Source organism: Pullulanibacillus sp. KACC 23026 (assembly GCF_029094525.1).
In the GTDB taxonomy this organism is placed as follows: Bacteria; Bacillota; Bacilli; order Bacillales; family Sporolactobacillaceae; genus KACC-23026.
In genome coordinates, this window is sequence record NZ_CP119107.1 from 599,582 (window position 1) to 623,134 (window position 23,553).

Annotated in this window: 15 protein-coding genes; 13 read left to right on the forward strand and 2 right to left on the reverse strand. The window is 40.9% G+C overall.

What is annotated here, in order from left to right; genetic code table 11:
• Positions 1-104 precede the first annotated feature (104 nt).
• Both PU629_RS02690 and PU629_RS02695 read left to right on the forward strand, forming a co-directional pair.
• Positions 105-1,583 carry an MFS transporter gene (locus tag PU629_RS02690; RefSeq protein WP_275282730.1) on the forward strand — a complete coding sequence of 493 codons (1,479 nt, stop codon included), beginning with the start codon at positions 105-107 and terminating at the stop codon, positions 1,581-1,583.
• Between the two features lie 238 nt (positions 1,584-1,821).
• Positions 1,822-1,947, forward strand: coding sequence for a hypothetical protein (locus tag PU629_RS02695; RefSeq protein ID WP_275282731.1), 126 nt, complete (start codon positions 1,822-1,824; stop codon positions 1,945-1,947).
• An 879-nt stretch (positions 1,948-2,826) separates the two neighbouring features.
• Here PU629_RS02695 and PU629_RS02700 read toward each other — a convergent pair.
• Both PU629_RS02700 and PU629_RS02705 read right to left on the reverse strand, forming a co-directional pair.
• Positions 2,827-3,801, reverse strand: a complete 975-nt coding sequence (locus PU629_RS02700) for an LCP family protein (RefSeq protein ID WP_275282732.1) — start codon at positions 3,799-3,801, stop codon at positions 2,827-2,829.
• A 435-nt stretch (positions 3,802-4,236) separates the two neighbouring features.
• A complete protein-coding gene (locus PU629_RS02705; protein ID WP_275282733.1) occupies positions 4,237-5,253 on the reverse strand; it encodes an LCP family protein in 1,017 nt (338 codons plus the stop codon).
• A gap of 252 nt (positions 5,254-5,505) precedes the next feature.
• On the opposite strand from PU629_RS02705, the gene PU629_RS02710 reads away from it, so the two are divergent.
• From PU629_RS02710 to PU629_RS02760, 11 genes are all read left to right on the forward strand, one after another.
• Positions 5,506-7,872: a PA14 domain-containing protein gene (locus PU629_RS02710; protein WP_275282734.1), complete on the forward strand. Its 2,367-nt coding sequence runs from the start codon at positions 5,506-5,508 to the stop codon at positions 7,870-7,872.
• A 418-nt stretch (positions 7,873-8,290) separates the two neighbouring features.
• Positions 8,291-9,175, forward strand: a complete 885-nt coding sequence (galU, locus tag PU629_RS02715; RefSeq protein WP_275282735.1) for a UTP--glucose-1-phosphate uridylyltransferase GalU — start codon at positions 8,291-8,293, stop codon at positions 9,173-9,175.
• Positions 9,176-9,508: 333 nt separating this feature from the next.
• Positions 9,509-12,055 carry a glycosyltransferase gene (locus PU629_RS02720; protein WP_275282736.1) on the forward strand — a complete coding sequence of 849 codons (2,547 nt, stop codon included), beginning with the start codon at positions 9,509-9,511 and terminating at the stop codon, positions 12,053-12,055.
• Between the two features lie 27 nt (positions 12,056-12,082).
• Positions 12,083-13,939 carry an alginate lyase family protein gene (locus tag PU629_RS02725; RefSeq protein ID WP_275282737.1) on the forward strand — a complete coding sequence of 619 codons (1,857 nt, stop codon included), beginning with the start codon at positions 12,083-12,085 and terminating at the stop codon, positions 13,937-13,939.
• Positions 13,940-13,993: 54 nt separating this feature from the next.
• Positions 13,994-16,804, forward strand: coding sequence for a glycosyltransferase (locus PU629_RS02730; protein ID WP_275282738.1), 2,811 nt, complete (start codon positions 13,994-13,996; stop codon positions 16,802-16,804).
• Positions 16,805-16,907: 103 nt separating this feature from the next.
• Entirely contained in the window at positions 16,908-18,083 is a 1,176-nt protein-coding gene (locus PU629_RS02735; protein ID WP_275282739.1) for a glycosyltransferase, read from the forward strand.
• Positions 18,076-18,981, forward strand: a complete 906-nt coding sequence (locus PU629_RS02740; RefSeq protein WP_275282740.1) for a glycosyltransferase family 2 protein — start codon at positions 18,076-18,078, stop codon at positions 18,979-18,981. The genes PU629_RS02735 and PU629_RS02740 overlap by 8 nt, the downstream gene beginning before the upstream one ends.
• A 44-nt stretch (positions 18,982-19,025) precedes the next feature.
• Positions 19,026-19,988, forward strand: a complete 963-nt coding sequence (locus tag PU629_RS02745) for a glycosyltransferase family 2 protein (protein ID WP_275282741.1) — start codon at positions 19,026-19,028, stop codon at positions 19,986-19,988.
• 197 nt (positions 19,989-20,185) lie between these two features.
• Positions 20,186-21,064 carry an alpha/beta hydrolase gene (locus tag PU629_RS02750; protein WP_275282742.1) on the forward strand — a complete coding sequence of 293 codons (879 nt, stop codon included), beginning with the start codon at positions 20,186-20,188 and terminating at the stop codon, positions 21,062-21,064.
• A 177-nt stretch (positions 21,065-21,241) separates the two neighbouring features.
• Positions 21,242-22,108 carry a glycosyltransferase family 2 protein gene (locus PU629_RS02755; RefSeq protein WP_275282743.1) on the forward strand — a complete coding sequence of 289 codons (867 nt, stop codon included), beginning with the start codon at positions 21,242-21,244 and terminating at the stop codon, positions 22,106-22,108.
• A gap of 7 nt (positions 22,109-22,115) precedes the next feature.
• On the forward strand, positions 22,116-23,528 hold the full coding sequence (locus PU629_RS02760) for an undecaprenyl-phosphate glucose phosphotransferase (RefSeq protein ID WP_275282744.1): 1,413 nt from the start codon (positions 22,116-22,118) through the stop codon (positions 23,526-23,528).
• The last annotated feature ends 25 nt before the right edge of the window (positions 23,529-23,553 follow it).

Consider the following 23,553-nt stretch of genomic DNA (forward strand, 5'->3'; position numbering starts at 1 on the left):
AGTCGTGTGATCCTCCACTAAAGATTGGACGAGCGAAAATGGAGAACGTATACACCACATGCTTTAGGAGGAGATCAGGCAAAACTAAATAAAGGGGTTTTTGGATGAGTGAAAACGAAACAAAAAAGAGAATGAGGCTTTCGAAGAGGAAACGATCAAAGGACCAATTACTTAAAGATGACATTTTGGTTGTGGACCCGGGAGCGGCGAGACAAGCGGTCGTGGGGACGGCGGTTGGAAACGCCATGGAGTGGTTTGATTTTGGGGTGTATTCGTATTTGGCGGCAACGATTGGAAAAGTCTTTTTTCCTGGATTGACGGGTTCTGCACAGTTAGTTTATAGTTTTGCAACATTTGCGATTGCCTTTCTTGTTCGTCCGATCGGCGGGATGGTCTTCGGGCCGCTGGGAGATCGAATCGGAAGGAAAAAAATCTTAGCGTTCACATTAATCATGATGGCGATCTCGACACTAAGTATCGGTTTTATACCGGGTTACGCCACTATAGGTGTAATGGCTCCAATTTTATTATTAGTTGCTAGGCTCGTTCAAGGCTTTTCAACCGGCGGAGAGTATGCGGGGGCGATGACGTTTATAGCGGAATCGACTCCAGATAAAAGTCGTGGGAGACTGGCAAGTGGTTTGGAAGTTGGAACATTAGTGGGTTATATCTTTGGCTCCGGCATTGTGACTTTGTTGACCTATCTGTTAAGTCCGCATGCTATGTTAGCTTGGGGCTGGCGCATTCCTTTTTTCGTGGCGGCACCGATTGGGATTATCGGTTTTTATTTGAGAAGTCACTTAGAAGAAACACCGGTCTTTGAAAAAATGGAAGAAGCAATCGAAGAAAAGAAAAAGAAACAGGTCTCAATCAAAGAGATTATCACCCATCATAAAAAGCCATTGATTGTCGGCATGATTTTAGTTTTCTTCTATAATGTTGTGGATTATGCGGTATTATCTTACATGCCTTCCCATCTGAGCAGCGTTCTGGGATACGGGGAAACAAAAAGTCTGCTGCTAATTTTAATCGTCATGTTCATCATGATCCCGATTACCTTAATAATGGGATACTTTGGCGATCGAATCGGCGGACGCCGAATTGTTCAAATGGGATTAATTGGATTAATCGTGTTGTCGATCCCATCGTTTTTATTAATTGACAATGGAAATAATGGCTTGGTTTTCTTAGGCCTCATGATTCTAGCGGTGTTTCTGGCCTCTTTCCAAGGGACAATGCCCGCGCTCTTACCATCTTTATTTTTCACAAACGTCAGGTATGGAGGACTCGCCATCACATATAATTTATCGGCCTCACTATTCGGCGGAACCGCACCACTCGTGATCGCCTGGCTCATCAACCTAACGTCCAACATCATGATTCCCGCTTTTTATCTGATCTTTTCGTGTGTTGTTGGCTTAATCGTTGTCTCCTTCTTTGTGGAAAACACATCAGGAAAAGCCCTTCGCGGATCCCCGCCTGCCGTTGCAGATGAAGACGAAATCCAAGAAGTCCTAGAACAACACGAAGAAGATCCCCTATGGTGGGAAGACGAACAAAAAGAAATTTATGACAAAGCTTGAAACGCGGGGACGGTTCTCTCGTTTCGTTTGGTGAACCTTGAAACGCGGGGACGGATCTCCCGTTTCATTTTGGTGAACCGGATGTGACTTTTGGCATGGAGATGCCTGAACCTTAAAATTACAAAACCAAAATAACAAAGGGCGGTTCTCTTGAAACAGGAGAACCGTCCCTTTTTTGAATAAAACACCTTAAAGTTACCCATTCTTTTTAATAATAGAGAAAGATGGGGGTCTAAAGATGGTTATTAAACGCTGTGCGAATTGTCGAGGCATTATCACCATGAAGAAGCATACCTCTAGGGATGGCCAACGCTATCACTATGTCAGATGCAACCGCTGCATGCATGAGAATTATGTGTTTTAATTTCTTTCTATTGGTATTTTACAAATTAAATGGTTAAGCCTCGGGTTTTAAACTCAAAAGGTTCGGTGATTGTTGTTGGGTTTTGGGACAATCCTAGAAGGTGCTGTGATTTTGCTAGAAGGTCAAAGAAAAATCCCAGAAGCTTGCTTAAAAATCTTAGAAGGTTGCTCAAAAATCCGAGAAGGTCAGTGCCAGGCCCAAAGCGAGAGGGCAAAATCCTAAAAGGTCTTGGGATTTTGCCAGAAGGTCAAAGAAAAATCGAAGAAGGTTGTCCAAAAGTCGAAGAAGGTTCACGTAAAATCTGAGAAGGTCAGTGCCAGGCCTCAAGCGAGAGGGCAAAATCCGAGAAGGTGCTGGGATTTTGCCAGTAGGTTGAAGAAAAATCCAAGAAGCTTGCTCAAAAATCTTAGAAGCTTGCTCAAAAATCCGAGAAGGTCAGTGCCAGGCCTCAAGCGAGAGGGCAAAATCCTAAAAGGTCTTGGGATTTTGCTAGAAGGTCGGAGAAAAATCGAAGAAGGTTGTCCTAAAGTCGAAGAAGGTTCACGTAAAATCTGAGAAGGTCAGTGCCAAACCAAAGGAAGAGGGCAAAATCCTAAAAGGTCTTGGGATTTTGCCAAAAGGTCGAAGAAAAATCTAAGAAGGTTGCTCAAAAGTCTTAGAAGCTTGCCAAAAAATCCGAGAAGCTCAAGTGCTGGCCACAAGCGAGAGGGCAAAATCCTAGAAGGTGCTGGGATTATGCCAGAAGGTCGAAGAAAAGTCCCAGAAGGTTGTTCAAAAATCCCAAAAGCAACCCTAGTCCCAATTCAACCAATCAACCAACTCAATAATCCCACATAAAAAGAGGAGTCCGCGACGGCGGGCTCCTCTTCACTTAAACGTTTATTTAAAATGTGACATGGTTTCTTCAAGGCTTGTTTGGTCGAGGACGACTTGGTCGTTGTCTCTTTGTAGAATGTCGTCATACATGGTTTGGGATGTACCTTTGATTTGGTAATACTTAATATGGGCAAGGTCGAGCTTTTTGACAGCTAGTCCGAAGCTAAGCATATCGGTTTGGGACATGTTAGTATCTGTTAAGAAATTGGACGATTGCTTAATCAGTGATGGCAAGTCGGCAATGTGCTGAGGCTTCATCGCGGTTTTAGCAATCCCCACTAGGGCACGTTCTTGAAGCTTTTGGCGACCGAAGTCTGTTCCTGGGACGGAATCCCGTTCATGGACGAGCTCGGTGACCATTTTACCATCAAGTTGCTGAGTGCCTTTTTTGATGACCATATCTTTATCTTCTTTATACCAAGGATGTGTAAAGGTCACGTCAAATGGGACGCTGATTTCAACTTTACCAAGGACATCAACCATAGATTTGAGACCGCCATAGTTCGTTTCGGCATAATAGTTGATTGGAACACCGGTCATCTGACTAATCGTCTGAACAGCCGCAACGATTCCGTCCTTTGGTCCTTTATCAGCTTGCTCAATATACTGAACACTCGTCAGTTTTGTATAGCCATATCCCGGTACATTAATTCGAGTATCCCTTGGGATGCTGACTGCACTGATTTTATTTGTATTAAAATCAACATGGATAAGAAGAATGGAATCCGTATGACCAAGCTTGTCTCCTTTTCGCTGATCCGAACCTAATAATAAGAAGTTAACGGTCCCTGTTTTAGGCTTGACATTAGAGCTACCTGGAGAAATGACCTTTGATGCTTTGAAATGATTGGCTGGGCTTAATTTATAGTAAGCAAATGCCACTCCGCCTCCTACTATAATGACGATGGCAAGAACACTATATAATAAACGTTTTAAAAATTTTCTACGGTTAGTTCTGCGGTGACTGCGAGTTTCCATGAAATCCCCCTATAACATAAGAAAGTGGACAAAAAATATACAATTAAGTTTCCATTATACTACATATTACGACAGTCTCATAGATTATGAGACGGTTTTTAAAAGTCTATTCATTACTTTGTCAAATTTACTGCTTAACAAAAGGGACCAGTATGGATCTATTTATCAGTTGGGAAATTCATTTTTTTTATCAATGATTGCACGCATGAACCTTGACTTAGAAGGGATTCTTGAATGAACCCATATCGAGTTTCATTATATAGGTCTAACTTATCGTTAGTATCTCCAAGGCTTGACAATGAATACATTTCCGTTGGCAGGGAAAATGCTTTTTTTAGTCCACTTCGATCATTCACCCAAAGAGACACTCTATTGTATTAATTCATATAAAAAACCCTTAAAGTTTTCACTTTAAGGGTCCAAGATAATTTTTACTTATTTAAAATGTGACATCGCGGCATTTAAGCTTGATTGATCAAGAATGACCTCTGAATTGTTGGCTTTCAAGATATCGTCATACATCGTCTTAGAAGCACCTTTTATTTGATAGTACTTAATCTGCTTAGTATCGATATCCTTCATCGCCATTCCAAAACTCAAAAGATCAGAATTTGACATGTTGGTCCCGATAAGGAAATCAGATTTTTTTTGGATAAGGTTTGGTAAATTTGTAATGTTGGCAGGTTTTAAACCTTCTTTAGCAATAGCAAGTAACACTTTTTCCTCGAGCACTTGACGGCTGTAATCGGAATGAGGAAGTGAATAACGTTCATGAACCATTTCAAAGACTTGTCTGCTTGTTAAAGTCTGAGTTCCAGCTTTGATATTCATTCCAATGTCTTCTTTATACCAAGGATGGGTAATTTTCACGTCAAATGGTACATCAACGGTTAGGTTACCACCTAGAGCATTAACCATAGCTTGAAGTCCATCATAGTTAGTTTCTACATAATAGTTAATTGGGACTCCTGTAAGTTCACTAACAGATTGAGCGGCAGCAACCATTCCCGCTTTTTGCCCCTTTGTTGCTTGTACAATATATTGAACACTTGTTAATTTGGTATAACCGTAACCAGCCAGGTGAACACGTGTATCACGAGGGATGCTGACAGCACTTATTTTATTTGTATTAAAGTTAACATGCATCAATATGATCGTATCCGAATGACCAGCAGAATTATTGCTTCGTTCATCTGAACCTAACATTAGAATGTTCATAGTACCTTGCTCTTGTTTAGGTGTATCACTAGATGAATTAGGAACAGACTTGGACTCAGTTCCTGATGTATCTGAGGTTATACTGGTTACATTTTTGAAGTGATTGGTTGGTTTTAGACTATTGTAAAAGTAAGCAGCTGCTCCACCACCCACTACAATGATTGCTATTACTATTATTAAAATGACTTTCGGCCATTTCTTCTTCCTTTTTTGTCTTCTAGCAGTTCTCTCCATATGAACCCACCCTAAATAGAATTTTAGAACTTTAGGACTAGTATATTACAAAAAACGACAAATTTATATATCTATTTTTCAAATGTTTTACATGTTATAGTTAGCTGCTAGATTGAACGTATATTAATAATAGGTTACATAATTTTTTAAAAAAAATGTTAAATAACGTCGGAAAAGAGTAGAAATTTCATTGTTTTCTATTACGTTTTCTATTAACCTATATTATATGTAATGAAATTTTAAAGAAACGAGGTGAGAATCATTAATTGGAGAAAAACAAGGCACTTTTCTTATGCTTTTGCTCTTATGTTCTTGATGTCTGCGTTTCTGTTTATTAACAAAGCGTCGGCGGCGTCTTCGGGTCAAACTTCTAATATTCCATTATCGGATAGTATATGGAATGGGGTATATTATTCGAACTCCGATTTTACTGGGAATGCTGTACCTATGACCACTCATACATTAAGCCTTGACTGGGGAAAAGGTGCTCCAGCAAAAGGTATTCCAGCTGACTATTTTTCAGCTATTTTTCAAAGACAAGTGTCAGTTACAGGCGGCACCTACAAACTTGAGCTATCAGCAGATAATAAGGCAGACGTCTATGTGGATGGCAACGAGGTTTTGAAGGCATCATTAACTACAGCCTCAAAGAGTATTTCACTGTCAAAAGGTAAACATACTATTCTAGTAAAATATGTCGAACATACTTTAGGGGCTCATTTAACCCTTACTATGACACATGTCGGAACGGATACCTCAACGTCATCTTCTTCGGATAATCAAGATCCCACAATTCCATTGTCAGATAGTATATGGAATGGGGCATATTATTCGAACTCCGATTTTACTGGGAATGCTGTACTTATGACCACTCATACATTAAGCCTTGACTGGGGAAAGGATGCTCCAGCAAAAGGTATTCCGGCAGATTATTTTTCAGCTGTCTTTCAAAGACAAGTGTCAGTTACAGGCGGTACTTACAAGCTGGATCTCACAGCAGATAATAAGGCAGACGTCTATATGGATGGCAACAAGGTTTTGAATGCATCATTAACTACAGCCTCAAAGAGTATTTCACTGTCAAAAGGTGAACATACTATTCTAGTAAAATATGTTGAACATACTTTAGGGGCTTCTTTAACGCTTACAATGACGCATGTCACGACTGACAGTGGATCGTCAACGAGTTCATCTCCTCCAAAGACCCCGGGGGTAACTCTTCCATTAACAGATACAGAATGGAATGGCGTTTATTATCCGAATCAGGATTTAACAGGGACACCAGTTAAAGCTTCAACTTCCTCTTTGGACTATGATTGGGGGTCTGGTGCTCCGGCTTCAGGTATCCCAAGTGATAATTTTTCAGCTGTCTTTCAAAGAAATATCTCATTTTCAGGTGATCCAACTGACCTAGAGGTATGGGCAGATGACGGAGCTCAGGTCTATTTGGATGATAAACTTGTCATTGACCAACTCAATAGCTCAACAGGAGGCTTTTGGCATAAAATAGTTACCCCTTCAAGCGGAGAACATAAAGTAGAAATTGTCTACGCTGATAAGACAGGGGATGCTAGTCTTCGGTTTGAGACAGGTTCACCTTATAGAACACTTGATCTTAAAGAACCATCAAATATTACAGCATCTGCGATTGAGAGCTTCTTAACCAAATACAATAGCCCGTTAGCAGACGATGCCTCAGCCTTTATCGATGCACAAAAAACATATGGGATCAATGCGACCTATCTCGTGGCGCATGCCATTTTAGAAACAGGATGGGGCAAGTCCCAGATTGCTGAGTACAAAAATAATTTGTATGGGTACAAAGCCTATGATGTTTGTCCATTTACCTGTTCGATGTACTTCCCGTCACAAGCCGACAGTATTAATTATGTCAGCTATAATGTGGCTAAGGATTATTTAAGTCCGTCCGGTTCCTATTACATTCCAGAGTATGGACCAAATCTTATTGGGATGAATACTTATTACGCAACTGGTTCGACTTGGTATAGTTCTATCGCGTCATTGATGGAAGAGATTCAGCCGTATAAAGATGTCGAGAGCTATTACAATTCAGCAAAAGAAATGAGTGTGACGTTGAAATCACCGGGTTCCTATGGCAGTGACATGCCTGCCTCTGTGACCAATCCTGATGAGGTCAACTTCCCTGGAGGTATAACGGCTACCGTTACAACCGATGGATTGAGCTTCAGATCAATACCTTATGTCTCGACAAGCACTTTAATTACATCTTTGGGTCTGAACACCAAAGTAACTGTGCTTGGGTACAATACCGATGTGAAATATAATTCGACTGGAAATTACGAATACCATTGGTACAGAGTTTCGGTGAATGGCAAGATAGGTTGGGTATACGGAATGTATTTGAATATACAAAACTTACTTCAAGTTGATGCCACATCGCTCAATATTCGAACTGAACCATCAGCCGGTGATACACCAACAATCACACCTGCTCTAACCAATGATCAATACGTTCAAGTGTTATTAGATTCAAGTGGTAAACCAATTGAAGAGAACAACTTCTATGAAGTTCAAGTGCCGGGTTCAACTACAATAGGCTGGGTATCAGCTGACTATGTTGACCTCATCACCCAATAATAGAAAACCGACTCGGGATTTCATGAGTCGGTTTCTTTTTTTAACATTAATTTTGGATACATCTAAGAATAAAGAAATGGTCATCCCTAAGAATTTGGTCATGGATTTGGTTGAAAGAATGGATAAAAATACAAAAGAATACTTTTTTTATTTTATACTAAAAAATGCCATTTTATAAAGGTTAACTAGCGATGTTAGTAAGAGGCAGATTGTGTCTAATTAGAAAATCAAGAACCGTGATAGATCTTGCCCTGAAGACAAGATTCTACAAAATTCCAATACAATTTGTCAGAAAATGTGATATAATATCGACGGTTGTTATTTGTTAGTCCTTTTTTACTATGGATTATGTTGGATTTATTAATCTCTACAATTCAATCAATGAAAAAGTAAATTTGCGAGCTGGGGGGAAGCTGTTTTGAAAAAAGTTAAAAAGGCGATAATTCCTGCTGCTGGTCTTGGTACGAGATTCTTACCAGCGACAAAAGCAATGCCAAAAGAAATGCTGCCCATTGTGGATAAACCAACCATTCAATATATTGTGGAAGAAGCGTTTGAATCTGGAATTGAAGATATCATCATCGTGACGGGTAAGGGAAAACGCGCAATTGAAGATCACTTTGACAATAACCTTGAGCTTGAGCAAAACCTGGAGAAGAAGGGTAAACATAAACTCCTACAAGAAGTTAATCGCTCATCCAATGTCGACATTCATTACATTCGACAAAAAGAACCTAAGGGTTTAGGGCATGCGGTTTGGTGTGCAAGAAAATTTATTGGTGATGAACCGTTTGCTGTTTTACTTGGAGATGACATTGTTCAAGCTGAAACTCCATGCCTTCGTCAATTAATCGACCAATATGAAGAAACTTTGTCTTCTGTGATTGGGGTACAAACCGTTTCAGAAAATCAAACCCACAGATACGGAGTTATTGATCCACTTTCGAATAATGGCAGACGCTATCAAGTAAATAATTTCGTGGAAAAACCAGCACCAGGAACAGCACCTAGTAATTTGGCTATTATGGGCCGTTATATATTAACACCGGAAATCTTTAGATTCCTCGATGAGCAGTTGATTGGTGCAGGTGGAGAAATTCAGCTAACCGATGCTATTCAAAGATTGAATGAGATCCAACGAGTATTTGCATATGACTTCGAGGGTGAGCGTTATGATGTCGGTGAAAAGCTTGGCTTCATTCAAACAACTCTTGATATCGCACTAAAGAACGATGGGTTGAGAGATGACTTGCTTGATTATATGAAGGACGTTTTAGAATACTATACGGTTCTCGAAAAATAAAGGTGTGAACACTACCTTGGTCATTGCGGGCCAAAAGGATGAGAGAAGCTTCCTTGTTAGAATGCTATTACTTTCTACTTTTTGGGTTGCGTGTGGATGGATAATTAACAACTATAAAAACAGAACAGTGACCATAGGTTGCGTATCCCTCGTTAATATTATTTTTGCAAGCTGTAAAGGGATCCAGAATCAATGGAAAATATTTGAAATTAAATATATCTAATTAGAAAGCCCTCTACTAAAACGGAATGACAACAGATCGTGCTTTTTAAAAGTTTATAAGGCAGGACAATAGGTTCTGTCTTTCTTTTATGTAATAAGGAGGAATTTTGTTTGGGGAGAGGTATAAAAGGATTTCTGAAATTCTTGATAAATTTTATTAAAAATAAACTATCACTTGCTCAAAAGCAGAAGCTCAAAAACATGATTAGTCCAAAACAAAGGGAACTTATTACGCGAATCATGACATCTAGACAAGATGCTGTTGAGAAAGAGATAAAAACGGCAAAACGTCTGTTTCTTAATTTAGGTTTTCGTGAGCGCGGATATGAAGCATTTATGGAAAAGGTGATGGACAGCTTTAATCCAAGTCTTCAGCAAAAAGCGATTTGGGAGCTAGCCGTTTGGCATTCTGATCAGTATACCAAAAAGGATGCAAAAAAGTCATTAGAATTATTAGAAAGACTGTCATCAAATGCTTCTACTGCTAGCGAGCACCCTGGATTTCTCGATCAAAGGGCCATTATTCATGCAGAAAATCATGAGTATCTTGGAGATAAAAAACGGGCTAGGGAAATCATCCGATCTGCACCCGGATATGGAAAAAATCCCGATTTATTTCTTGCAATGGCCAACACCTATGTGGAAGAGGGACGTCTTCATTGGATTAACAAAGCGCTTGACTTGTACAGTTTATCAACGGTTACTCTAAAAGATTCGTCTGGTCAGCCGTTTTTTGACTCTCTGTCAGTGGCATCCTCCGATAAAAACCAGCAGCAGGTGCAAAAAGAAAAAATAACGGTTATCATGCCGGTTTATAATTCGGAGCGGGTGATTGTGACAGCTATCCAGTCTGTGTTGAATCAATCATGGGCGAACCTGGAGGTTATTGTAGTGGATGACGGTAGTACGGACAATACCGTCGAAATAATTGAAGCCTTGTTGAAAAAAGACGATCGGCTTAATCTCATGAAGTCTTCCTCAAATGGTGGAGCTTATGCAGCTCGGAATACAGCCTTAAAAGTCGCGACAGGAGATTTCGTCACCACTCACGACGCGGATGATTGGAGTCATCCGAAAAAGATGGAGATTCAGATCCGCTATTTATTGGAACATCCAGCTGTAATTGGGAACACATCGCAGCAAGTGCGGGCGACGGATGATATGAAACTCTTCCGTAGAGGTAAGCCAGGCTACTATATCTTTGATAATATGTCTTCGTTCATGTTCAGACGCGAACGGGTGATGAACAAGTTAGGTTACTGGGATTCCGTACGTTTCGGAGCAGATTCCGAGTTGATCCGACGCATCAAACGCTTGTATGGTGAGAAATCGGTTGTAAATCTAAAAACCGGTCCGCTTTCCTTTCAACGTCAATCCTCTGAGTCTCTCACAGCTAATGATTTCTTCGGTTACCATGGGTATTTTATGGGAGCTAGAAAGGAATATTTTGAGAGCTTTAATTATTATCATTCTACAACTGACACTCTCTATTATGAGTTCCCGCTTACCAAACGGCCATTCGCAATTCCAGAGCCGATGAAGCCAGACCGAGCCTGTCATCCGTCACAAGTTCGTCATTTTGATGTCATTATTGTATCGGATTTTCGATTGGATGGCGGTTCTAATCTCTCAAATATTGAAGAGATCAAGGCTCAAAAAGAGAAAGGGATTCGAACTGGATTGGTTCAGTTGTCACGTTTTGACTATAATGCATCAAAGCCTATTAATCCCAAAATCAGAGAGTTGCTGGATGGTGAGTGTGTCCAGATGATTGTATACGGTGAGAATGTGACCTGTGATCAATTAATTCTCAGATATCCGCCGATTCTTCAGGAAAAGCAGATATATGTTCCAACCATCACAGCCAACGAGGTTCATGTGATCATCAATCAAACACCTTTAAGTGATTACGGGCCAAGCGGAGTCGTTCGTTACAATTTGAAAACTTGTCAAAAAAACCTAATCTATTATTTTGGGAAAAAAGGGGTTTGGTACCCAATCGGACCATTAGTTCGAGAGACGCTGCATCAGCATCATTCAGAGGAGCTTTCGGCTATTAACCTATCAAATGAGGATTGGGTCAATATCATTAACGTCGAAGAGTGGAGAAGGACATTCGTTGGCAGAGAACGGACAGGCAAGTTGAAGCTTGGACGCCATTCGCGTGATTCAGAGGTAAAGTGGCCATCAGATAAAAAAGAACTTCTAGCCATTTATCCTGATTCACCAAATTATGAGGTATACGTGATGGGAGGGGCTGAGACTCCCAAGAAAGTTCTTGGGAAGCTCCCACACAATTGGAAAGTCTATGATTTTGGTGCTATGGAGGCAAAAGAGTTTTTAGCCAAGCTCGATGTGTTTGTCTATTACACTCACCCGGATTGGGTGGAGTCCTTTGGTCGAGTCATTCTGGAGGCTATGGCGGTAGGTGTACCAGTGATCATTCCAACTCAATATAAGAAATTATTTGGTGAAGCGGCGATCTATTCTACTTCAGACGATGTCCAAACACACATTGATCAGCTAATGAAAGATCCCACTTATTATGAGCAGCAGGTAACAAAGGCTTTAGAATTTGTGGAAAAACAGTTCGGCTACACCAAACATTACAACCGGCTTCAAATAAAGCAGTGGTCGAAAGCTGCGGTTGAAATCTAACAGGATGGATTCTAGGGGGATGTAGGGTTGATTAAAATTGAAAATGCATTTTTATTAGATATTGCGTTGGGCTATCCTTTTGGAAAAGTCTGGTTTCCTTCTGATTTTCCAGAAGTCACTATTGAAGAGATCCCAAACACGTTCTTATTAAAAGGAAAACAACTGGCTGGGATCAAGCGATTAGTTGAGCAGAACGATTCCACGATAGCTCGTTCTATTGAAGGACTCATGAATCGTGCTGACGCGTTTCTCGCGATGCCACCAATTAGTGTCACACAAAAGAAAGACTTGCATGAGGGAACGACTTTAAATGACTATTGTTCGCTTGCGAAATACTGGTGGCCAAACTTAGACACTAAAAACGGTCTGCCTTACATCAGACGTGACGGTGAGGTTAATCCGGATTGTTATAATCAAAAATATGATCTCAATCGCCTAGATCGCTTTTCTGAAGCGACGCTAATACTTGGGCTTGCCGGCTTCATTACCGAAAAAAAGGTTTATTTGAACAAGGCAATGAGCTTGATTAAGACATGGCTGATTGACTCTGACACAAGACAGACCCCGCACTTTCGGTTTGCTCAAATTGTCCCTGGCAGAGATGCTGAACGTGCAACCGGCTTGATCGAAGCTAGAAGGTTAATTTATGTGTGTGAGTCGATCCAATTGCTAAAGCATGCGAATGCTGTTTCCGAACAGGACGAAAAAGCTCTGGTCGAGTGGTTCAGGGAACTCCTCACCTGGATGCTTGAAAGCCAGCAAGGACAAAAGGCATTAAAGCAAAAAAATAATATTGGCTTTTGGGTCGATTTACAGTGCTTAATTTATGCGAATTTCTGCGGTGAACGGAACAAAGCCAATAAGCTTATTAAAGATTTTTTACTTCCGAGAATCGAGGATCAGGTTGATGTGGACGGCAAGCTGAAGAGAGAATTGACACGAGCAATGCCCTATGATTATGCTGCCTTCACGTTAATGGCCCTCGCTGGTCTAAGTACGAGCAGTGAGCATAATGAAATTAAACTAGATGAGTATTCAAGCGAAGAAGGACGTAACTTCCAGAATGCATTTAAATGGTTTAATGCTGCCGTACACAATAATGACCTACAGGAGCCAAGTCTTTCTCTTGCCCGGTTTACGATTCTTCAACAAGAATTGGCGCAGTTAAGAGAAGAAATCCTGCAGCTTGAATCGCAATTAATCGGGGAACAAACTCAGTTAAACGCCGAGGCAGATTTGGACGACGAAGTCCGCTCAAGACTCACTGAACGTTTGGAGCGGGCTGAAAAGGAAAACGGTCGCTTAAGAGCAGAGCTAAACAACATTTACCGATCAATGATGAGTGCAGCGTTTCATTACAGAGGTACCGATTTTATATTTGAAGAACAAGCGAAGCGTCTGAAGGAATTAAACCGGGTTAGGAATAAAGATAAAGAGATAAATATAAAGCTAAAGGAAGAACTCGATCAGCTTCAGAATGACTATTTTAAGACTTTAAAAGACTTGCAAAGTCAAAAACAAGAAAATACAAGCCTTCAAACCCAAAAAGAGGAATTAAAGCTTGAATTAGAAAACCAGATGTTGTTGAATAAAGAGTTAATGAAACGGATTACCACAACGCTTTCTAACCGTGTGGAAAGAACCGAGAATCTCCTAGCCAATCTAACCAAGCAACTGGAGAGCAAGAAACAGAGCAATAGGGAAAAGCTAAAGGCGTTTGAACAAAAAGAGAAAAACCTGCTTGATTTAAATAAAAAGATCAAAACTCTCACGCGAGATAAAGATAGATACAAAAGGCTATTTAAAGAGGCCGCGCAAAGTAAAACATGGCGTTATACGTCCCCACTGCGAAAGGTACTCGATAATGTAAAGGGAAGATCCTAATTTAGGGAACGGTCATAGGTGATACTAAAATTTTATTTAAGGGAGATAAGTCGATTGAAAGAAACTGTTCACACCATTGAGGAGAATTTCCTAGATCGCGAAACCAAATTGGAAAAGCTACTGGAAGAAATCAGACAAGCACTTGCGAAGGAAGAAGCACTTGAACAAGAGTTAAACAAGAAATCAAAGAACATTGAAGCAGAAATTCGGGGTGCACAACAAATCTATAAATCTCTTGAAAAAGAAAGAAACAAATACAAGAACGGCTTTAATGAGATTCTAGATAGTCGCATATGGAAACTCTTGGAACCAGCTCGAAAAGTAGGCCGAATCGGTAAGAAAGGACCTGCTTTGAATGAAGCCGCCGTGGCTTTACAAGGAACAGAAGATCTAGCGGCATTAGCCGAACCAAAGAAAGCCGTCAATAGAAGAACTGCGAGTAAAAAAGTAACTAATAAAAACCTTCCTAAGAAGAAATGGCAGGTCAATGCTGACCGAAAAATTGAACGGGCTAAACGAAAACTCTTAAATCTTGGTTTTGTAGATACTGCTTATCAAGAACTCTTGAATTTTGTTGAGGATGACGATAAGACTTATTTACGAAAGGAAGCAGCTTGGCAACTTGCTCTTTTTCACGCGAATCAATACACAAAAGAAGATTCCAAAGCCTCCCTTCGTTTCCTTGAGATTGCAGAAGAAAAAGAGAAGGATCCGATTCGTATCCGTCAGATCAGTGTCATGAAGGCCGAGGCCTTAGAATTACTAGAGGACAGAGAACCGGCCAAAACCATCATCCGCAATGAAATGACAAAAGAAGAAACGATGGATTTATATCTAGCCTATGCAAATCTTGAGACCTCTCTTGAAAAACGTTTGGAATGGCTGAATAAAGGTTTGAGACTGCACGGAATATCAGGTGTGTCGATTAATCCCGACTTGAGCGCTACCCTATACGATTGCTTAGAGTCCGAACCCTCAGTAAAAAGTCAGCCAGCCCTAAGCGACAATCCGAAGGTAACGGTGATTATGCCGGTCTATAATGCAGAACAGGTAATTCAGACCTCACTTAACTCAGTTTTAAATCAAACGTATAAGAATTTAGAGGTGTTGGTTGTAGATGACTGCAGTCCTGACAACACTGCAATGATTGTGAAAGAATACATGTCCAAAGATACGCGTGTAAAGTTGATTCAGGCCGAGCAAAACGGCGGTGCTTATATGGCACGAAACCTAGGATTGAAAGAAGCAACCGGTGATTTTGTCACTTGTAACGATGCAGATGATTGGTCCCACCCGCAAAAAATTGAAACACAAGTGAGACACTTAGTCGAAAACCCATTAGTCATCGGAAATGAGTCTCAGCAGGCCCGTGCTACGGAAGACCTGAAGTTTTACCGCAGAGGAAACCCGGGCTACTATGTGTTTAGTAACATGTCATCCTTTATGTTCCGCCGCGAGAAAGTTATGCAGGCCATCGGCTATTGGGATTGTGTAAGGTTCGGAGCAGATTCTGAATTTCTCAAGAGGGTTAAGAAGCATTTTGGCGAAGAATCCCTCGTTGCTTTGGAGACGGGCCCTTTGACTTTCCAAAGACAATCAAGTGGATCTTTGACAGCTAACAGCGCGTTTGGCTATCACGGTTTCTTCATGGGTGTCCGCAAAGAATACTTTGAGGCTTTCAGCGCTTATCACAAAACTGGAAATTCCTTGTATTATGAGTTTCCAAAGGCTAAACGTGCCTTCCCTATACCGGAGCCAATGTGGCCGAAGCGTGAGGAAAAACGAGAAGAAGGCCGCCATTTTGATGTTATTCTGGTGTCTGATTTCCGTTTGGACGGTGGCTCTACTCTTTCAAGTGTTGAAGAAATTAAAGCTCACAAAGCGATGGGTCTCAAAACGGGATTAATTCAGATGTACCGTTATGATTACAATCCGAACAAAAAGATAAATCCGAAGGTCCGTGAGCAGTTAGATGAGAACTGTCAATTCCTATTCTATGGTGAAAGCGCTACTTGCGATCTGCTCATCTTAAGATACCCGCCAGTCCTTCAGGAGAAGCAAAGCTATGTACCTAATGTGACGGCGAAGAAGATTAATATCATCATCAACCAAACGCCGATGAGTGATTATGGCCCAGATGGAGTTGTCCGTTTCGATTTTCCAACCTGTCAGAAAAACTTGGTTGAATACTTTGGAAAGCCGGGCACCTGGTATCCAATAGGACCACTGGTCAGAGAAACACTCCATCAGTACCATGAAGCTGATTTGTCCGTGATTGATCTATCCGACAAAGATTGGGTCAACATTATTGATATTGAAGAATGGGATCGGATAACTCGCCCAGAAAAAGGTGGGCCAATAAAAATCGGCCGTCACTCAAGAGGACAATTTGTTAAATGGCCTGCAGATCCTAATGAAATCTTGTCGATTTATCCGGACGATGAGAAATATGAAATCCACGTATTAGGAGGAGCTGAGGCTCCCGAGAAGGCTTTAGGGGAATTGCCGTCCAACTGGCGCGTTCTGGAGTTTGGACAAATCCATCCTAAAGACTTTCTCAAAGATATAGATGTCTTTGTTTACTACACCCACCCGGATTGGGTCGAATCATTTGGCCGCGTAATCATAGAAGCAATGGCAGTGGGGGTTCCAGTCATCATCCCGCCGGTCTACAAAGACCTGTTTGGGGAAGCAGCTATCTATGCTGAACCAGCCGAAGTTAAAGCACAAATTGACTTACTAATGAACGATGATTACCTTTACGACCAACAGGTCAAGAAGGCCCATGAATATATCGAACAACGATTTGGCTACACTGCCCATGCGAGCCGAGTTAAAGCCGCACAAGTGGAATTTGCTCATTAAGATTTTACTTGTTTCTATAAGGTTCACCATCAAAGACTGACTTAACAGTAATGGCAAGCAGATCTATTAATAATCTAACAATCTATCGAAGGAAGTACCGGACATGACATTAGGAAGTGGAACGATTCATGTTATCATTGCGCCGTCACCATGGAATGATGACCCTTTGACTTATCGACGCCATCTATTGGCGAGCTTTTTGCAGAGCCTGCCGGAAACGAAGTGTGTTTATTGGATAGCTCCAGAAGTGACAGGCCGACCTAACGCACTCCAAAATTCGACCTTTAACGAAGAAAGGTTGCCGAATGGTGTGATTCAGATTAAGGTACCTGATTTTAAGAGTTTTGTCCGATATTCTCCCCTGTTTCAGAAGCGGTTCGCGAGTTACATCGATGGGAATTTAGAAAAAGCCACCACTAATTACCTTTGGTACACGTATCCGGCTTTTTCTAGCCTTACAAGACTGAACCTCTGGACTAAGGTCATCTATGATTGCAGCGACCGCTGGGGTGAGGCAGAGCAGGTGAGTCAGCCGCTTATGAACAAGTTAAAAAGACGGCTTATCTTTAGATCCGAGAAGAAAGTGACTCAGTCCTCGACTCGTATATTTACCTCCTCTGAGTTCTTAAAGGATAACTTAGAGAGCACGTATGAAGTCGATTCAGTCCTTGTTGAAAACGGGGTAGACCTTGCCCGATTTATGGAAGGAAACCAAATGCCGGAAAGGAAACAAGGGAGTCCAGTTTTTGGGTTTGTCGGTGGTTTGAAATCTTGGAAGATTGATTTTAGGCTTCTGGCTGAGGCTGCAAAAGCCAAACCGGATTGGGAGTTTGTTTTAATCGGATCTGCCACATATGGAGATATGGGCTCTGCCTATAAGGAAATGACCGAGTGTCAAAATGTGACCGTCAAACCTGCGGTGACTTATGATCAGATCCCTGAAGCCATCAGAGGCTTTCAGGTGGGATTGCTTCCTTATTTGGCAAATGACTATAATAAGGGAGTTTTTCCTTTGAAGTTTTATGAGTATTTGGCTTGCGGGTTGCCAATTGTTGGGACGGGCTTGCCTTCAACGATTGGCCATGTCAATCCAGGGATATATGAACATACGGATGGCAGTTTGGCGAACTTTTTAGAGGCCTGTGAACGTGCCCTTCGTTTCTCTCCTACCCAAAGAGAGAAACGAGTGGCCCTTGCGAAAGAGGCGGATTGGACTATTAAGTTGCCGTTTATTTGGAATCAGGTCAGTAAGAGCAAGTTGGGAATTTATCATGGGTGAATTATCAGTAAGTATTATTCTCCCTGTATACAATCGTGAGAGCTCGATCCAACGTGCGGTTGATAGTATCTTGGAACAAACGTATCAGGATTTCGAACTGATTATAATTGATGATGCCTCGAGCGATCAAACAGGAGAACTAATAAAAGCTTATAAAACCGACAAAATCTACTATATACGGCTTGAAAAAAATGTCGGAGCCGCTGCAGCACGAAACGTTGGTATTAAAGCTGCTCGCTATGAGTGGCTGTCGTTTCATGACAGTGATGATACGTGGCATCCGGAGAAGCTTGAAAAGCAAGTCGCTTTAATTGATCCTAAGGACGAGCACCCGCCGATCATTTATTGCAGTTTTTTTCGTGAAAAAAGCGGTAAAAGGGAATACATTCCGGAACCAAGTCCGTTTCCAAAAGAAGGAGATATCTTAAAATCACTTTTAATTAGAAACTTTATCTCAACTCAAACCGTCTTATTACGAAAGGATTATTTGACGGATGTTGGTTTGTTTGATGAGGAGATGCCCCGCTTTCAAGATTGGGAGCTTTGGATCCGGCTTGCCCAAAAATATTCGTTTCGCTGGTTGGATGAGCCGCTTGTTAATGTGTTCTACACCGAATCAAGTATTTCCTCAGAGATCGTGAAACTTCTCGAGGCCTTTCGCTTAATAATGACGAAACACTATCAGGTATACGAGGCTGCAGGAGCTTACTATGTTGCAAGTTTATTATTTTCATATGGGCATAATCTATGTCTAGCTGGAGATACTAAACAAGGACGGTATTATCTTCTGCGGGCGTATCGTGAGAATAAAGGCCTAAGAAAATCAGGGGTCTCCATATTAGTGAGTCTATTAGGTAAAAGAGGCTATTCTTTTATTTACTCATTATTAAAGAAATAACAGCTTTGGAGGGATTCCCTTCCAGGATGGGAGTAGCTTGCAAGATGAGTATCTCAGTGCATATTGTAACTTTTAATAGTGCTTCGTGTATCCTTCCATGCCTCGAGTCTGTCCTCCATCAGAACTGCTTGATTGATCGAATTATCATCGTGGATAACCAGTCAACTGATGGGACCATAGGGATGATTCTTGAGTGGCAGCAGTCTCATCCGGAGTTGGACTTGACTCTTATCCGTCAGCCGATAAACATCGGCTTTGCGCCAGCTCATAATGCTGCAATCTTGGAATCACAAACTGACTATGTATTGGTATTGAATCCAGATGTAGTTTTAACTGAAACCTATGTCTCGGAAATTCTCGATAAAATGGAGCGCTCACCAGAAATAGGAAGTGCGACGGGGAAGCTTTATAGGGATCTAGAAAAGAGGATTTTGGATTCAACAGGACTTCGGATTAAAAAAAATCGCCGGGTGTTTGACCGTGGAGCTGAAGAAATTGATGACGGTCAATGGGATGAACAGTTAGATGTATTTGGTGTATCAGGGGCTGCCGCTGTTTACCGAAGACGAATGATTGATCAATTGATGTGGAAGAATGAATTTTTTGATGAAGACTTCTTTGCTTATAAGGAAGATGTTGATGTCGCCTGGCGAGCTCAACTTTTAGGATGGAAAGCAGCCTTTGTGCCGGATGCGATCGCCTTGCACGCCAGAGGATGGAAGGAAGGCAGTCGTAAGGAGGTCCCGGTATTTATCAGAAGGCATTCTTATATTAATCGATATTTTTATATCTTAAAAAATGACACGCCAAGTTTTTGGCTCTTACATTCGCCTTACATTCTTTTCTTTGAAGGACTTTCCATATCATACACCCTATTAAGGGAAAGAGAGTTGCTCGCCGCCTGGCGCTCATTCTTTAATTTGAGGAAAAAAATGATTAAAAAAAGGGAAGCTAGACTCGAAAGGCAAACCGGCTCATATAAGCGAGTCTATCGATTTTTAGAATAAGCCTATTAATTGAAAATCATCGTTCTACTTATTTCATGTCATTACGTCTAGGATTTTATGAATAGTTATTTAGTTAATCAAGCAATCACTCTTTTTCAATGTCACAAAAAATAGTGATCTCGAGGGTACGCGTGTGCTTAGCATTTTAATTAAGTAGAAAACAAGTTCTGTTCTAATCAGTGGAAGGGGATACTTTGATGTGGAATACGCAACAGGGAGAAAAGAAAAACGCAAGAGGCAGCATGAAGACGGATAAGAAATTACTCAGCAATTTGAATCAGGTCGACTTAGGTTCGAGCAAAGTGCCTGACAAATTAAAAGAGGCTTGGTATTCCTTTAATGCAGATGGGTTTAAGTACGATTACGTTTACATGCCTTCAAAGGGAAAACGCTTATTTGTGCTTCTAAGTGGGTTTGCTGATCGCAAGAAGCTAGAACCGCCTGTTTTTCAGAGATGGACATGGTCGAGTATTTTTCCTGGTCATTGTCTTTACATTGCGGATCCCATTCTTAGCTCCTATGATAATCTCGGGATTGGCTGGTACATCGGAAACAAGGCGGAAAAGGTGATTTTAACGGTTGCCGAACTGATTAAAGAGTCTGCACAGAAACTTGGCATTCCATTGGAGAATGTCGTGCTTTATGCCTCTTCTGGCGGTGGTTTTGCAAGTTTGCAATTATCTGCACTGATTCCTGAACTTACGGCCATCGTTATCAATCCGCAAATTGATGTGACAAAGTATGATAATCGCAATGTTGAAAAACTTTTGAATACCTGTTTTGATGGCATGACCCGTGAGGAAGCAATTTCGGTTTACGAAAGTCGTTTCAGTGTCTTACCATTAATCGACAAAATAAAGGGTAACCAAATATTCTATGTACAGAACAAGTTAGATTCGCATCATTACGAGGTTCATTTTGGTGCTTTTGCTGAAAAAATCGGACTAAATGAGGCAAACGGCTATAAAAAGGATGCCATTGAAGTTTTTTTCTTCGAGGATCCCAAAGGCCATGCCGTGGCAGAACCAGCGGAACTGGTCAATGAGTTAATGGGCCGTATCCGTCAAAAGATCTGATAGCTTTTGCTATACAGAACGCTAGAAGGAAAAGTATGGAAGTGGATCTAAAATTGTACCCTTATGTCTTAGAGAACCGATACCATTGCTTAAACATAAATATTTGTCGATTCTTGACTTTTAATTATGTTATACTACAAGAGATTTAGAAACCAAACGTCATGGGGAGTTTGATCTATGGATTTAAGTATTATCATCGTGAACTATAATACAAGGGAGTTAACTCTTGAGGCCATACAATCAATCTATAAATCCATGATTGATTATCAGTATGAGATAATACTAGTCGATAATCACTCTTCGGATGACAGTGTGGTTCAGTTTAGAAAACATTACCCGGACATTACTTTGATTGAAAATAATGAAAACCTTGGCTTTTCCAAAGCAAATAATCAAGGTATTAAGGTGTCAAAAGGGCGCTATGTACTCCTTCTTAATTCAGATACAATAGTGGAGAAGGACACGTTACAGATTATGCTCGACTATATGGAGCAACACCCACACGTAGGTGCAAGCGGATGTAAGGTACTTCTGCCGGATGGGTCACTTGACCAGGCCTGCCGCAGAGGATTCCCAACGCCAAGTACTTCGTTCTACTATATGACAGGGCTAGCAAAGCTCTTTCCAAAGCATGAAAAATTTAATCGCTATCACTATGGCCATCTTGACATCGACATAGCTCATGAAGTGGATTGCTTAGTCGGTGCCTTTATGATGGTAAGGCAGGAAGTGATCGAACAGATCGGTTTGTTAGATGAGGATTTCTTTATGTATGGTGAGGATATCGATTGGTGCTACCGAATTAAAGAAGGGGGTTGGCACCTGAGTTATTATCCAGAAACAACAATCACCCATTATAAAGGAGCCAGCAGCCGGAAGAAGCCGATGAAAATCATCTACGAATTCCACAGGGCTATGTATTTGTTTCATAAAAAGCATTATCAAAAAGCGTACTCTTTTTTCATTAATCAATTTGTCTATATAGGCATTAGTTTGAAATTTTGCTTGAGTGTGGTTGAAAATCAAATCAAGGTTTTAAGGTGAGGATCTTATGATTAGAGGACATGAAAAATTAATTTCACAGTTATATGTGTTATTCGACCTTTTCTTTCTTCTTGTTGCGTTTGGTTTTGCCTGGCTCCTGAAATTTAATCCTAACTCGCCTTTTGCTTCTACTCTCAAGCACTTGCCGATGGCAGTCTATTTTGAATGGATTCTCTTCTACGGTATATGTGCCGTAACATTGGGCTATATCCTCAATTTGTATACAACTAAGCGAAAGAAAACCCTCATCACTGAAATGTCTCTGGTTATCCAGATTCATATATACAGCACCTTGCTTTTACTGAGCGTTCTCTTCTTTACGGGAACGGATCATTATTCACGTGGCTTTCTTATCATCTTTATTGTCAGTACCCTTGTATGCATTGGTTTGTACCGTTTGGCAGCCAAGATGACCTTGAGTATCTTAAGGCAAAAAGGCTTTAATAGACAGTATGTATTGATCGTAGGAGCAGGGAAGGTTGGGCGTAAGTTTTACCGGAATTTAGAGAACCATCCCGAGTTTGGAGTGGAGGTCTTTGGCTTCCTTGATGATAATCTGACGGAGCATAACCCCGAATATGCCGATTATAAACCCATTTTGGGGAGTCTGGATTTACTTGAAAGCATTATTGAAAAGGAAACCTTGGATGAAGTCGTTATTGCTTTACCATTAAGTGCCCACGAGAAATATAAAAAGATTGTCGCGATTTGTGAGAATGCAGGATTAAGAGTTCTCATCATTCCGGATTATTATGATATCTTACCTGCAAAGCCGCAGTTTCAAATGTTGGATGATCTTCCTGTTATTAACATTCGGGATATTCCTTTAGATGAAATTCGTAATCGATTATTTAAGCGTATGTTTGACATTCTTTTCTCCCTGTTTATTATTTTGATTACATCACCTGTTCTGCTGGCTATTGCTTTGATTGTCAAACTCACATCTCCTGGATCCGTGATTTTCAAACAGGAACGAGTGGGCATGAATAACCGAACGTTTGTCATGTATAAGTTTCGTTCAATGAGAATGGACGATGACAAGGTAAATAATACCTTTTGGACAGTTAAGGATGATCAGAGGCGTACGCCATTCGGTACATTTTTACGACGTACAAGCCTTGATGAATTGCCTCAATTCTTTAATGTCCTAAAAGGAGATATGAGTGTCGTGGGGCCGCGCCCAGAACGTCCGCACTTTGTGAACCTCTTTAAAGAAGATGTGCCGAAATATATGATCAAGCACCATGTTCGCCCCGGTATAACCGGCTGGGCACAGATCAATGGATTTCGAGGGGATACTTCGATTGTTAAGAGGGTTAATTGTGATTTGTTTTATATTGAAAATTGGTCATTCATACTCGATATTAAGATCATAGCTAAAACGATTATTACAGGTTTTGTGAATAAAAACGCTTATTAATAAGCAGGCGAAATCTATAAAGAAA